13 protein-coding genes are annotated in these 14563 nt (G+C 36.7%); 9 read left to right on the forward strand and 4 right to left on the reverse strand.

Translation table 11 applies throughout. The features are described 5' to 3' along the window. The first annotated feature begins 58 nt into the window (after positions 1-58). The 4 genes from ACF3OC_RS13190 to ACF3OC_RS13205 all read left to right on the forward strand — a co-directional run bounded on the left by ACF3OC_RS13190 (position 59) and on the right by ACF3OC_RS13205 (position 5437). Positions 59-2407 (forward strand): TonB-dependent siderophore receptor, encoded by a 2349-nt coding sequence (locus tag ACF3OC_RS13190; RefSeq protein ID WP_392469394.1) that lies wholly within the window; start codon positions 59-61, stop codon positions 2405-2407. 4 nt (positions 2408-2411) lie between these two features. Next, the gene (locus ACF3OC_RS13195) at positions 2412-3113 is read left to right on the forward strand and encodes a DUF4198 domain-containing protein (protein WP_392469395.1); all 702 of its coding nucleotides are present in this window, start codon (positions 2412-2414) and stop codon (positions 3111-3113) included. 63 nt (positions 3114-3176) lie between these two features. Beyond that, positions 3177-3506 carry a DUF3325 family protein gene (locus tag ACF3OC_RS13200; RefSeq protein WP_392469396.1) on the forward strand — a complete coding sequence of 110 codons (330 nt, stop codon included), beginning with the start codon at positions 3177-3179 and terminating at the stop codon, positions 3504-3506. 293 nt (positions 3507-3799) lie between these two features. Continuing rightward, positions 3800-5437 carry a PepSY-associated TM helix domain-containing protein gene (locus ACF3OC_RS13205; RefSeq protein WP_392469397.1) on the forward strand — a complete coding sequence of 546 codons (1638 nt, stop codon included), beginning with the start codon at positions 3800-3802 and terminating at the stop codon, positions 5435-5437. A gap of 1 nt (position 5438) precedes the next feature. On the opposite strand, the gene ACF3OC_RS13210 is transcribed toward ACF3OC_RS13205, so the two are convergent. The 4 genes from ACF3OC_RS13210 to ACF3OC_RS13225 form a co-directional block, all read right to left on the reverse strand. Further along, a complete protein-coding gene (locus ACF3OC_RS13210) occupies positions 5439-6236 on the reverse strand; it encodes a sulfite exporter TauE/SafE family protein (protein WP_094280073.1) in 798 nt (265 codons plus the stop codon). A gap of 81 nt (positions 6237-6317) precedes the next feature. Beyond that, a complete protein-coding gene (locus ACF3OC_RS13215) occupies positions 6318-7529 on the reverse strand; it encodes a carboxypeptidase-like regulatory domain-containing protein (protein ID WP_392469398.1) in 1212 nt (403 codons plus the stop codon). A 128-nt stretch (positions 7530-7657) separates the two neighbouring features. Continuing rightward, positions 7658-7879, reverse strand: coding sequence for a hypothetical protein (locus ACF3OC_RS13220; RefSeq protein WP_094255880.1), 222 nt, complete (start codon positions 7877-7879; stop codon positions 7658-7660). Positions 7880-8001: 122 nt separating this feature from the next. Continuing rightward, positions 8002-9279 carry an ammonium transporter gene (locus ACF3OC_RS13225; protein WP_392471610.1) on the reverse strand — a complete coding sequence of 426 codons (1278 nt, stop codon included), beginning with the start codon at positions 9277-9279 and terminating at the stop codon, positions 8002-8004. A gap of 368 nt (positions 9280-9647) precedes the next feature. Between ACF3OC_RS13225 and ACF3OC_RS13230 the strand changes: the two genes are divergently transcribed. The 5 genes from ACF3OC_RS13230 to ACF3OC_RS13250 all read left to right on the forward strand — a co-directional run bounded on the left by ACF3OC_RS13230 (position 9648) and on the right by ACF3OC_RS13250 (position 14551). Continuing rightward, positions 9648-10478, forward strand: a complete 831-nt coding sequence (locus ACF3OC_RS13230; protein ID WP_392469399.1) for a helix-turn-helix domain-containing protein — start codon at positions 9648-9650, stop codon at positions 10476-10478. A gap of 94 nt (positions 10479-10572) precedes the next feature. Beyond that, a complete protein-coding gene (gene ygiD / locus ACF3OC_RS13235) occupies positions 10573-11457 on the forward strand; it encodes a 4,5-DOPA dioxygenase extradiol (RefSeq protein ID WP_392469400.1) in 885 nt (294 codons plus the stop codon). A 573-nt stretch (positions 11458-12030) separates the two neighbouring features. Beyond that, a complete protein-coding gene (locus ACF3OC_RS13240; RefSeq protein WP_094255883.1) occupies positions 12031-12468 on the forward strand; it encodes a nuclear transport factor 2 family protein in 438 nt (145 codons plus the stop codon). A gap of 157 nt (positions 12469-12625) precedes the next feature. Further along, complete coding sequence (locus ACF3OC_RS13245; protein ID WP_392469401.1) at positions 12626-13585, forward strand: glycoside hydrolase family 43 protein; 960 nt, start codon at positions 12626-12628, stop codon at positions 13583-13585. Positions 13586-13678: 93 nt separating this feature from the next. Then, positions 13679-14551: a DUF72 domain-containing protein gene (locus ACF3OC_RS13250; RefSeq protein ID WP_392469402.1), complete on the forward strand. Its 873-nt coding sequence runs from the start codon at positions 13679-13681 to the stop codon at positions 14549-14551. The last annotated feature ends 12 nt before the right edge of the window (positions 14552-14563 follow it).

The raw sequence follows: 14563 nt of genomic DNA on the forward strand, positions 1-14563 counted from the left end.
CTTTAATTTTTAATCCGATACTTTCATGAAAACAAGCCTCTTTACATGCCTACTCCTTATGAGTAGCATATTTTATGCTTCCGCTCAAAATGGAATAATAAAAGGAACTATCCTGACGCAAAAAGGTACTCCTGCAAAAAACGTCGTGGTCAAACTGAATCATAGCCAAGAAATCCAAGTAGACTCCTTAGGAAAATATGAATTTGTTAACTTAATTGCTAAAAGCTATGAAGTGCATGCTAAGCACATTGGATTTACTTCCCAAATAACCACTATCGTATTAAAGGAAAATGAAACTCGAATTTTAGATTTCATCCTTGAGGAAAACAAAAATATTATCCAAGAAGTAGTAGTCAGTGGTAAAAAACCCATAGTAGACCATCAGGTTTCCCCATCATTAAGGGTCATGACGCCGGTATTGGAACTATCTCAAAATGTTCAAATCATAAATGCTGAGCTGTTAGCAAAACAACAGGCATTCAATTTAGCGGATGGTCCATTCAGGAATATCTCTGGAGTAAGCCGACAAACCCATTGGAATGACATGTATGTCAATATCAACATGCGCGGTTCCCAAATCCAGGCTTTTCGCAATGGGATGAATATTGTCAGTTCCTACTGGAGTCCTTTATCAGAAGACATGGCAACGGTAGAAAAAATTGAATTCGTAAAAGGACCAGCAGGTTTTATGATGTCCAGTGGCGACCCAGCAGGGATCTACAATGTGGTTACCAAAAAACCTACTGGACAGCAAAATGCTGAAGTAACCTTTAGCTTAGGCAGTTTTGAAAACTACAGAAGCACCTTGGACTTAGACGGTAAACTTTCTAAAGACGGCAAACTACTTTATCGATTGAATATCGCCGGTTCTTCAAAAGCTTCATTCCGCCCGAATGAAGACAATAAAAGACTTGTAATCGCTCCTGTTCTATCTTACAAAATTAATGATAAGACAACTGCCACATTGGAATACACTTATCAGAAAGCTGTCATGACTGATGTTGGATCTGGTTATTTGATGTCTCCTTTTGGTTATAAAACCCTTCCTCGTGAAACCACATTTTCTCAAAAAGGAACCGAACCTCTAGACATCGATGAACACTCTGCATTTATCAATATCGAGCATAAATTAAATGCTAATTGGAAATTAACCGCACAGGCTGCTTATTTTAATTATAATCAAATCGGCGCTAGCAGTTGGCCTAAAGATATTCTTCCTGATGGCAAAATTATCCGGAAATCGGATACCTGGGATGCCCAAAGCACGATGCTCCTTGGCCAAGCTTTCTTAAATGGCTCATTTAATACTGGAGAAGTGAAGCACCAAATATTAGCGGGTATTGATCTAGGAAGTAAATCCTATTTAGCAGACTGGAACCAAAGTATTATTCTGGATAGTTTAAATGGTGGTGAGTTTGATCCTAAGAATCCTGTCTATGGATTTGACTTTGGGCTTCAGAGTTTTGACCGCAGCCATTCCTTGGTTCAACGCGCAGCTGTAGGCGGTGGCATTATGTCCTCAGATTACTCTTCAGCCTATGTGCAAGATCAAATGAGCTTTTTTGATAATGCTTTACGTTTGACTTTGGCTGCTCGCTATACCTCCATGTCTATCAGTACCTGGGGTGGTGCGCCAGTTAAAAGCGAAAAAGTCACGCCGAGAATAGGTCTATCCTACTCCATTGATAAAAATACAGCAGTCTATGCATTACTTGACCAATCTTTTCTTCCCCAGCAAGGAATTTTATTTGACGGTTCTAAAATAAAACCAATCACAGGTAACAATTATGAACTTGGCATCAAAAGAGATTGGTTCAAAGGAAAATGGAATAGTACCATCGCGATCTATCAAATCACCAAGAACCATGAAATAACATCCTATGGACCAAGACCTGAGATGTCAGTCGAAGTTGGGCAAAAAAGAATCCGCGGGCTCGAAGTCGATATCCGTGGTGAGATATTAAGGGGATTGAACCTGATTGCGAACTATGCATATACCGATGGACAAGTAACCAAAATCAATGAAGGTGTTGAAGCCTTTTTTGTTGGACAAAGACTTAATGGTGCCGATGTTCATATCGCCAACCTATGGCTGGACTATGAATTGACACGAGGAAAGGCAAAAGGTTTGGCCTTCCAATTTGGAGGGATGTCAAATATCCAACGTGGCTTGGAATTCTACTCCAAGGATGAACCCGAAAAAAATATTGAAGATTATTTCCGCTTTGATGCCGGAATAGGCTACCGCATCGACAAATTCAGTGTCAATCTAAACGTACAGAACCTTTTGGATAAATACTTGATTGAGGGCGGTAGTTATTACACTAGCTACTTCAGTAACCCTACTTACTCTTGGCAAGCCGGTGCACCAAGAAACTATCGATTAACATTCGCATATAAATTCTAAAAACATGAAATTAAAATTATTATTCACAATTATTATCAGTATTTGCACGCTTTCTTTTGCACAAGCGCATGCTCTTTGGTTAGAAACTCAAGCAATTGGAAAGTTAAATCAAAAACACAGCGTAAAAATATTCTATGGTGAATACGCAGAACAGACTGTAGACTCTGTAAAAAACTGGTACTCAAATATCAAGGAGTTTGAGCTTTTTTTAATAGGTCCTCAAGGTCAAAAACAAAAATTGGAAAAATCTGAAAACGCAGATCATTTCGAAGCCTCTTTCATCCCAACAGAAAATGGAACCTACACCCTTTCTGCTATTATCCCTGCAAAAGAAGCTTATGAGACTATGCGGTTTGAATTCTCAACATTCGCGAATGTTCAAGTTGGAAATACTGCCCTAAAAAATGGCACCCTACCATTCCATCTCCAAACGGATGAACTGAACCCAAAATCAGGCTCAATTATTCAAGTTCAACTCTTGAACCAAGACCAGATCGAAAAAGATCAGGAAGTAATAATTATGGCTCCTAGTGGCTGGACAAAAACTCTTAAATCCGATGCAAATGGAAAGATAAATTTCAAACCAATAGCCTCCGGAAAATACATTATTGAAGCCTCAAAGACTGAGGACAAGAAAGAATTATGGGAAGGCCAAAACATTGAAAAAATCTGGAAAGGAACTACCCTGACCCTATTCGTAAAATAATCATTTGTCAAGTATAGTAGGCTCTCCTACTATACTTGACTTTCTACATTAAAACAAATCATCATGTATAGCTTAATTGTCTTATTGCTTTTTGCCGGAACTTATTTGATGTATTGCAGCAGCAAAAAGATGAAATGTTATCATCAAATTGAAAAATCATTCTTAAAACAGCTTTCCCCACCTACGTTAAAAGTATCTGGATTGCTTCTTATGATAATCTCAGCGGTATTAACAATTATGAAACAAGGTTATGAGGCTGGCGCTTTGGCATTCATGGTCTATCTGATGGCAGCTTTGAGTATAGTCAATCTTTTAATACCGTATAAAATATTGGATTGGAAGCATGTTTTGATTCTGTTCTGCATTTCATTCACTATGGAAATCCTTATTTAAAAACCTATCAACCATGCCTGCCAACAAAAAATATTTAAGCTCTCCCCTGCAAAGATTCTTGAAAATCAGTTCTGGTTTTTTGGGAGGCTATTTAGTCATGTTAGCATTTCACTCCTTTTTGACCTTATTTTTTGAAAGAAAAGATGTAACCATTTTATCTGGGTTCACAGGTTACCTCTTGTGGGCTACCCTCTTGTTATTAGCCTTTTTAGCAAAAAATGGATGGATGGTCTGGGGAATATACCTCTGCCTCGCATTGCTGTTGTTTCTTCCTACCCTATATTAATTCTACCATGAATATCAGAAATTACAATATCTATTTCAGTACGCATACCATCAGTGGCATCATTATTTGTGCATTCCTCTATGTAATTTTCTTTGCCGGTTCTTTTTCTTTTTTTAGAAATGAAATCGCTGCCTGGCAACAAGGTGAATCATTTTCTAAACAAAAAACAGAAGATATCAATTGTGATTACTTGATAGATTCACTGGATAATTCAATCAATTTATTAGGTAGGGACCTAACGTTCACCTTTTATCATCAGAATGCTCGAGCTTACATGGGCTATTCTGCATCGAAAGATAGCATCCAAAATAAAATAAACTTGGATAAAATCAATCAGGGAATTCCTGATAAAGCGGATTGGAAAACAAATGATGGAAAATTCTTTGGATTCAATTTCATCAATAAAAAATCTGGCAGTTATTCCGAAAATTACGATCTAGCGGAGTTCCTTTACAGACTACATTTCCTCGCCCAATTAAACGAAGTACCAATCAATTTAGGAATTGGTCCTTTTGGGTATGTAATCGCTGGATTTACATCCTTCCTATTTCTTTTTGCTTTGATTACTGGCCTCCTCCTACATTGGGATAAACTGGTTTCCAACTTTTTCACTTACCGACCATTCTCTAAATGGAAAACAGTCTGGACCGATATGCATACAGCTTTGGGTGTCGTGGCTTATCCTTTTCAATTACTTTATGCTATTACCGGAATTTTCCTAATCTTAAATTCAGTATTGGCTATTCCATTCGAAAAACTTATTTATAAAGGAGATTCTAAAGCAATGTATACGGAGCTTGCCTTCAATCACTCTGTTGATCTCCCCTATTCCAATAAGAAACTTCCCAACCCTCCTTCCATAAATCAGATTATTAAAGACGTCCAGAATAAATGGCCCAATAGCAGAATCTTCAGGATCAATGTCAAAAATTATGCGGACCAAAACATGCATGTTGTAGCTGAAGTTAGCCCAACATACGCCAAGCATTTTGCAGGCTATGGCATTTACAATGTACAGGTACGAGACAACAAGCTTATCGAAGAAAAGGATCCCATGGCAAACTCCAGCTTTGTCGATCATGTAAAAAGCCTACTATATCGTCTACATTTTGCAGATTACGCAGGATACCCGCTAAAATTCTTATCCTTTATCTTGGGAATTATGGGTTGTTTGGTCATCAGCTCCGGAATAATGATTTGGTTAGTGGCAAGAGATAAAAACAACATCCCTAAGCATAAAAGAAAATTCAATTTTTGGCTAGCCAATGTTTACCTGACAATATGCCTTACAATGTTTCCTACAACGGCAATAGCTTTTATTGCTGTAAAATTTAACCCGCAAGCCAATGAAGAGTTCCTATATAAAGTTTACTTTATTACTTGGTTGATCTTCAGTACGTACTACATCATCCGCCAGAGTTTGCAAAGAACCAATAAGGAAACCTTGCTCTTGGGAAGCATGATTGCTCTCACCATTCCTGTCTTTAACGGTGTATTAAGTGGCAAGTGGATCTGGAACAATTTTATGGAAGGCAATATTGATTTATTTAGTATTGATTTTCTTTGGCTATGTTTGGGAATTATTGGCATCATAATCTTTCGAAAAGTACACAAACAATTTTCGAAGTTTAATACAGCTGAATAACCTAGCGGAGCAAGGTTTCTTTCAATAAGATATACAATCCAACAGCAAGAATCATATACCCAAATCCCTTTTTAAGGGATTTGTTACTGATCCGATCTGAAAGATAGAAACCAATAAAAATACCAAGAACTGTTCCGCCAGTATACCCAAGCAATAAATTCCAATCGAACAGTTCAAACTTCTCAAGATCTCCCATCACCCCAAAAAAGGAATTGATGCTGATGATGATTAATGAAGTAGCGACCGCTCGTTTCATCGGCAAATGATAGAAATTCACCAAGGCCGGAATAATTAAAAACCCTCCTCCTGCACCGACAAGTCCCGTTACCAAACCAACCATAGCCCCTTGAAGGATAATAACTTCTATGGGAGTTTTCACATTGGAGGCAGGCACTTCTGGATTGTTCTTCACCGAGCGAATCATACTTAAAGAAGAAGCCACCATGACAAAGGAAAATAAGATCATCAAAAGTACATTTTGATGAAAAGTAAAACTTCCAATATGGATCACATCAGGTACTAATGGTAGAATATAGGACCTCGTAACAAACACTACGATCAAGGATGGCAATCCAAAACTGATAACTTTTGGCAAATCCGCTTCTTTCTTTATCACACCGCGGATTGCGCCGATAAAGGAAGTAATCCCGATAGCAAAAAGTGAATAAGTGGTCGATAAAGCCGGTTCAACTGACATGATATAAACTAAGATAGGAACAGTTAGAATAGTTCCACCACTCCCAATCAAACCCAAGGTAATGCCAACTAATATTGCTAAGATACAACCTAGGATAATCATGCTAATTTGAAATTGAGTAATTAGTGCGCAGTATTTTCATTTACATAAATGTAAAAGAAATTAATTACATCAGCGTATTTTTTACTCTGAAACTTGATAGTCCAATGGCAATAAATAGGCTAACTTGGAATAGCCAACTGCATATCCACTTAAAATCCAATTTGAAGTCGGGAAATAGGAGCCCTGCGATTCTATTATTATTCCCTCCGGTTCCGCTAAATACAATTCTGATACTTGACTCGCTGCCTTCTTCAACAATTTTCGATTCGATTTTTCAAATGACGATGGGAAAATAATGTATAAATAATCTTGGTATAAAACTTCCTTTAACATCCGCTCCGTATCCTCATTTACAATGATTTCTTCTGGCTGCATCACTCCCATCAGATAACTTATTTTCTCATGCTGAATCATCTGCCTATTCAGTGTATTTACCTGATCCTCAGAAACATCCTTCTGAGAAGCATAAAATAACTTCCAATTTCCATTGAAATCCCGATCAACAGTTTTTTTAATTTCAGAAAATTTCGTTCTGGCATTTACTCGAACTTCATTCTCCTTTTTAACTAACTTTCGAACAGTGTAGCCATCTTTTGCCCAGGATTTATGGTAGGTACTCGACACAAATCGATTCATGGATAGCATATAAGCATCCTCACGATTCTTCCTATACTTTGAACGCCCTTTTCCAAGATCCTTAAAAAAGGCATATCCCTCAAAAAAGAACATCTTCGTCGAAAAATTCATATTGAAATTGGCAAGATCATAAGTTAACTCATAGCCTAAAGCTTTGTTTCTAATGATTATGGGTTCCGAACAAACAGCAATCAATACATTATCTTTCTTATTAAAATGAAATTTTACAACCTCGGGGTTTAGAATTTCACATTCATCTGCAAAATCTCCAATACCAATTAAATTCTCAACAAAAAAATTACCCCATTCTTTCCATCCATCCTTTAAATAATTTCGAACCACCACTTCTTCTATAGCAGTTGACTTCTGTTTTAATTGAATAAGCAATTCCTTCTCCAAGGGTAACTGGACTTGGATAATTTGCTTTTCATAACCCATATAAGTTATGACTAACTCAAAAATATTATTACTTGTATTCAAGGAAAAGGTACCCTCTTTATTACTGCTAGTCCCTAGAGAAGAATTATTGATATAAATGGATGCCCCAGCTATGACAGACCTTGATTCTGCATCTATGACCCTGCCTTTTATTAATTGCTGAGAATAGCCTATGGAATGAACTATGAAAAATAGAAGAAAAAGTAATAATCGGCTCATGTTACGATATTTTCGTAAATATACTAAAATTCAATAAACTTAAACAGCTAGAGAATTCCAGCGTACCAAAAAAGCCCGAAATTGTGAAAGATCAGGCTTTTGACTAACAAAAATATAAAAGAATGTGATTATTGGGCAGTGTCTTTAACGGTTGTATCCACCTCTGTTGAATCCAAATTAATGACTTCTTCATCCGGTGCATTAATATTATAGCGTTCAGCATCTCCTCCTTGCGCAGGATCTGGAAGAACTTCCGTTTCATTTTCAGATTTTTCGCTGTTATTACAACTCGTTACAGTTATTAATCCCATGGCAAAAGCTCCTAATAATATAAATTTAATTTTGTGCATATGCTTGTCATGTTGATTTAACTAATAAACCATTTTAAATTAAAAATGTTTCAATAACCATAAAAAAACCTGACATTCCTAGGAACATCAGGTATAATTTAGGTAATTTTAGTTAATAAAGGTCATAGTCTTTCGCCATGTTGGGAGATATCCAAGCCCACTTCCTCCTCTGCATCTGAAACCCGCAATCTTGAAATTAAATCTGTTATTTTAAGCAGCACAAAAGCCATAATAATAATAAATACGGAGGAGACAATCAGCCCTAAGATATGAGCAATAAACAATTTCCATTCTCCATAAAACAATCCATTATCTGGAATAGCAGCATTGATTGCTTTACTTGCAAATACACCCGTCAGCACCATGCCTACCATTCCCCCTACACCATGACTAGGAAAAACATCTAGGGTATCATCAATTCTAGAACGAGTTCTCCAAGCAATCACCAACCGACTTATTACTGCGGCTACGGCTCCTATTACAAGCGAATGCCCAAAAGTAACAAAACCCGCTGCCGGTGTAATCGCTACTAATCCCACAACTGCTCCAATACAGACCCCCATTGCCGAAGGTTTTATCCCTTTCGCTGCATCAAAGAAAATATAGGTTAAAGCTGCTGCACCAGATGCCGTTGAAGTGGTAATCAATGCTGTCGCCGCTAATTCAGAAGCAGAAAAAGCAGATCCAGCATTGAAACCTATCCAACCAAACCATAGTAAACCAGTTCCTAATAACACATAGGTAATTCGAGCCGGAGTATGACTATGCATATCTTTTCCTTTTCTTAAATATAGTGCAGAGGCCAATGCTGTTAATCCAGCCGACATATGCACCACAGTGCCTCCGGCAAAATCCAATACACCCATTTTAAATAAAAATCCATCCGGATGCCAGGTAGCATGTGCCAATGGTGCATAAATGAAAATAAAAAACAGGCATATAAATAGAACATAGGAGGTAAATCTTATCCTTTCGGCAAACGCTCCGGTAATCAATGCCGGTGTGATAATAGCAAATTTTAACTGGTAAATAGCAAATAAGGCAAATGGAATGGTCGGTGCCGCCTCCCATGGTTCCCTTTCCAAGACATTATTAAACATGAAATAGCTGAATGGATTCCCAATGATTCCGCCAATGGACTCTCCAAATACCAAACTAAATCCAAAAACTACCCAAAGCACTGCAACGACAGCCATGCATATAAAACTTTGCAACATCGTTGAAATAACATTCTTCTTCTTGACCATTCCGCCATAAAAATAGGCCAAACCCGGTGTCATAATCAAAACCAAAGCCGTGGAAGTCAACATCCACGCAATATCCGCAAAATTATAAGCCGAATCTGAATGAATTTTAGGAGTTTTTGAAAAAACAAGTGAAATAACAACCAAAATCCCCATAAAAACCAGAGGAACATAAGACTTTTTACCAGACAAAACCATATTCTTTTAAATTTTATTCAACAAAAATACATTTATATTGCATTTATCAAAATAAAAATCAAATAATATTGAATAAAAATCAATTTTAATTAGATTTTATACTAAAAAAACAAATATTTGTAACATAAAATCATAAAATAAATCAAAAATATCATTTTAATAAACAATAAAACCCAAATATTGAAGACTAAAACATAAATCAACCGATAATTACCTACTATTTACTGAAAATCCTACGCTAAACAGCAAAAATCTAGCGCAAAACTCTTAAGCATTCAAAGGATTTGAAGAAAAAATGGGATATTTATATAATATTCAGTTTAACTATGGAAGATTTGTTCAAAATTTATAAGGTTGATAATAAAGATGCCCTTTATATTCAAAATCAAAGTAATGAACCCCATTATCATCAATTTGAAGAACTCATCATTGGAATAAAGGGCAAAATTGAACATTTTATAGATTTTAAGAGCGAGACTTACCATGCACCATTTGTTTGCTTTGTAAGTCGTGGCAAAATTCACCGCGTCGTCCCCATGTTGAATAATGGGGAATGTGATTTTTGGGTGCTGCGATTTAAAAGTGAATTTATTCCAGAGACTACCTTCAATCTATATAGTTATTTCCATGATAATGCCAACCTTGCCTTCACTGAAGGCCGTTGCTTTGAACGCTTGAACCAGATTTGTCAAATGATAAATGATGAAATGGAGCAGGAAAAACCGGAATTATCCATTGTAAGGGAATTGTTGACCGTTCTTTTCAGCATGATTGAAACCGAACGAAAAAGACAGGACCCTGATCAACATAATCTCTATAAAAATCAAGATATCACCTTCAAGAATTTCTTAACCATTCTGGAGGAGAATTTTAGACGTCCAGAAGGAGTAAATTATTATGCAGAAAAACTTTTTATGAGTGCAAGGAACCTAAATACCATTACGCAAAGCATTCTCCAACAATCCGTATCCGAAATTATTGAAACCAGAAAACTGATTGAAGCTAAAAACCTACTTGTAAGCAGCAATAAAACTATTTCTGAAATTGGATTTGAATTAGGCTATAGCGACAAGGCTTACTTCACGAGTGTATTTAAAAAGAAATCTGGACAGACCCCTACCGAATTTCGCGAGGAAATGAAAAAGTTAATCTCCTAAAACTTATACCATTCTTCCAAATTCTCATACCACTCCCCTCCATAGAGTTCCGATATTTGTAATATAAATTGGAAAGGAATTTATAATGGAAGATATGACACGTAAACAATTTCTGGCTGCCGCAGCAACTTTACCACTTGCAGGGGCAGCTGTCAAACTGAAAGCACTCAATAAATTCGTTGATGGATTAAACAACAGCAATAAAATGCCTGTTCTTTTCCTTGGACATGGTAGTCCAATGAATGCCATCGAAGACAATGAATTTGTTCAAGGTTTCAAAAATATTAGTAAAGAAATAGAAAAACCGACCGCAATATTGGTGATCTCGGCTCACTGGGAAACAAAAGGTACTTATGTAACCGCCATGGAACATCCAAGCACCATTCACGATTTCGGCGGATTCCCACAGGCTTTATTTGATGTTCAATATCCAGCACCTGGTTCACCTGAATTAGCGGAGGCAGTGAAGGAAATCGTAAGCAGCAAGGAAGTTCATCTGGATGATAAATGGGGATTGGATCATGGTTCATGGTCCGTAGTAAAACATTTATACCCGAATGCTGATGTACCTGTAATTCAAATGAGCATTGACTACAGTATGCCGGCAAGTCATCACTATGCTTTGGCGAAGGAATTAGCCACATTACGCAAAAAAGGAGTTTTGATTGTTGGTTCAGGTAATAATGTCCATAATCTGAGAATGGTTTCCTGGAAACATCTCAATACCGTTGGATTCGCATTTGATTGGGCTCAAGAAGCTAATGAAAAAATGAAAGAATATATCATCGAGGGTAATCATCAACCTCTAATTGATTTTGACAAACAAGGTTCTGCCTTTCAAATGGCAATCCCAACTCCTGAACATTATTTACCTATGATATATGCCTTGGCATTACAGGACAAAAACGAAGACCTATTTATTTTTAATGATGCAGCAGTGGCTGGCGCCCTGACCATGACTTCATTTAAAATAGGTTAATGAATAAAATAGGTTAATGAAATAAATTATTTGAATTATTTGGAGGTTATCATTGCTGATAACCTCCTTTTTTTTCCCGTCCCCTCCTTTTTATTTCCCCGATTTCAAAAATTGAATCTAATGCTGTTTCTAATAACATTTACCAGATTAACTCGAAATTCATTTTAATAAAGACCCATGTTTTACCGCAATTTCTCCGGACCTTCTTCGGACCTCCTTCGGACATCAGCCGAAAAATTCCGAACAAGGTCCGGCGAAGTTCCGAACTTTGTCCCTAGAAAATCCGATATAACATTTAATTATTCCTGAAGTATTATAAAAGAAGGATAATATTTAGCTCAATTTCCAGATTGAACCTCTTTTTACCATAGAATTCAGAATAAAAGGCGTTTTATACCTTGCTCACCTGAGTATTCACCGAAGCCAGAAATTCTTTGTTTTTTTCACCGATTATTTTTCAAGCTTCACCGAGTTTCCAAAAGGACTTGCCTATTCCCACTGTACGCGCTTTAGTTTTCGATATACCTTTGAATCAAACAATTACATAATCAATAACACAAAAAATTTAAAATCATGAAAACGCTAATCTCTCTAATCGCAACAACAGTATTTACACTTGTAAGTTCATTTGTATTTGCTAACAGTAAACCAGAACCTGTAAAATTTATTAAAGTCGAATCTATTATCGATCAGTACATCGATGCTTCGAACAACGGTGAAGTAAGTTTAGTTGACTACCTATTTACCGAAGATTTTAAATATTCAACCCCTAATAACGGTCAAACCGAACTTATCGGAAGATCTGAATTGGTTAAACATTTAAAAAGCAATAAAGGATCGAAAATGAATGCCGAAACTGAATATTCATTCGTGGAAAAAAATGATGATTGTAGTATTGTAAAAGTTACTACAACTTTTGAAACCTTTAAAAAATATGACTACGTTACATTGTGCAACAGTAAAGATGGTTGGAAAATAAGCCATATCACAGTAACCTACCCTGAAAGATAAGTCCGTCTTTGTTTATAAGTAAATTTGGTTAAAAGGTGTAACGATGGTTATACCTTTTTTTATGCAACAAGGATTATCATTCATGCTAAATCCAATTAGGAAAGCTTTGTATTCCATTTAATAATGTGTATTTTCAAGTCATAAACCTGTAATTGAAATGAAAAACACCTTACTTACTCTTTCTCTTTTGAGCTTGTTTACGATTGGCCAAAGCCAAGCGCAGCAAAATCCAGTAATTAAAGGATGGTATGCCGATCCTGAAGGAATAATTTACAACAATGAATATTGGATATTCCCAACCTATTCAGCACCCTACGAAGAGCAGATTTTGTTTGATGCCTTTTCCTCCAAAGATTTGGTAAATTGGAAAAAACATCCTCGAATTTTGGACAATAGCGAAGTTAAATGGGCTAATAAAGCGATGTGGGCACCTAGTGTTATTGAAAAGGATGGGAAGTATTACTTTTTCTTTGGCGCGAATGATGTCCACGAGGGAGAAATTGGCGGAATTGGGGTTGCTGTTGCTGACAAGCCTGAAGGTCCCTATAAAGACTTACTCGGGAAACCACTAATCAATGATATCGTCAATGGCGCACAACCAATCGATCAATTTGTATTCCGGGACAAGGATGGTCAACATTATATGTTTTATGGTGGCTGGGGCCATTGTAATGTGGTTAAATTAGCGGATGATTTTAAGAGTTTAGTTCCTTTTGAAGATGGAACTATATACAAAGAAGTAACGCCTGAAAATTATACTGAAGGTCCATTTATGTTTATTAAGGATAATAAGTATTATTTTATGTGGTCAGAAGGTGGCTGGACTGGACCGGATTATAAGGTGGCCTACGCGATTGCTGATAGTCCGTTAGGACCATTCAAAAGGATTGGCACTGTTCTTCAACCCGACCCTAAGATTGCCTATGGTGCAGGCCATCATTCCGTAATCAAGATCCCTAAAAAGGATAAATATTACATGGTTTATCACCGCAGACCACTCGATAAAAAAGGAGCTAATGAAAGAGAAACCTGTATCGATGAAATGAAATTTGATGAAAATGGATTTATCCTCCCTGTTCAAATGACATTCGATGGAGTAAAACATGTCTTAAAATAAAATTTCCAATATCATTAAGAATAGCCATTCCCGATATGCAGGAATGGCCATTCTTATTTTTATCGTATCTTGTCGTATTCAAAATAGATTTATATGAAGTTTGGAAAAGTAGAGGACGCAAGCAATATAGATTTTTCATTACCTCAAACCCCAAAGGAAACTATTCAGTTACTTGAGAAATACAAAAAGGATAAGGAGTTTCATTTTTATGTTGGTTACCCAAAGTGGTCAAAGGCCGATTTAAAGGGTTTTTATCCGCGAGGAACCAAGGATGAATTAAACCTGTATTCCAAAAACTTTAACGCGGTTGAATTCAATGGAACTTTTTATAGATCACCGAGCAAGGAACAGGTCTTGATTTGGAAAGATAGAACGGTGGATGATTTTAGATTTTGCCCCAAATTCACCAATAGTATCAGTCATTATTCCCGCCTCAACAATACCGACGAAAAAGTTGCTGCATTTGTTGATTCCACGGTATTATTTGAAGAAAAATTAGGGATGCCCTTTATCCAAATGCCTGAAAATTTCCGACCCAAAGCCTTTGAAAGGTTGGAAGGATTTTTAGATCGATTTCCAAAAGGATACCCTTTAGCTTTTGAAGTTAGACATGAGGAATGGTTCAATGACCAAGAGCTGTTGGAACGATATTTAAGCGTATTAAAAAGGAACAACATTACTAATATTATTGTTGACACGCCCGGGCGAAGGGATATGCTGCATTTTAGGTTGACCAGCCCAGTTGCATTTATTCGCTTTGTTTCATCCACTGAGATTTTGGATAAACAACGTTTAGCGGAATGGGTCCTGAAACTTAAAGAATGGAGAGAAGCCGGTTTAAAGGAAGTGTACTTTTTTATTCATCAAAAAATAGATGCTGAAACCCCTTTCCTTTCCACTGATTTTGTGGAAGAAATAAATGCATCTTTCAACCTCCATTTACCAAAAGCAAAAAAAGACAGCTAGCTAGCTGTCTTT

Origin of the sequence: Sphingobacterium cellulitidis (assembly GCF_043187465.1) — a bacterium.
Lineage (GTDB): Bacteria > Bacteroidota > Bacteroidia > Sphingobacteriales > Sphingobacteriaceae > Sphingobacterium > Sphingobacterium cellulitidis.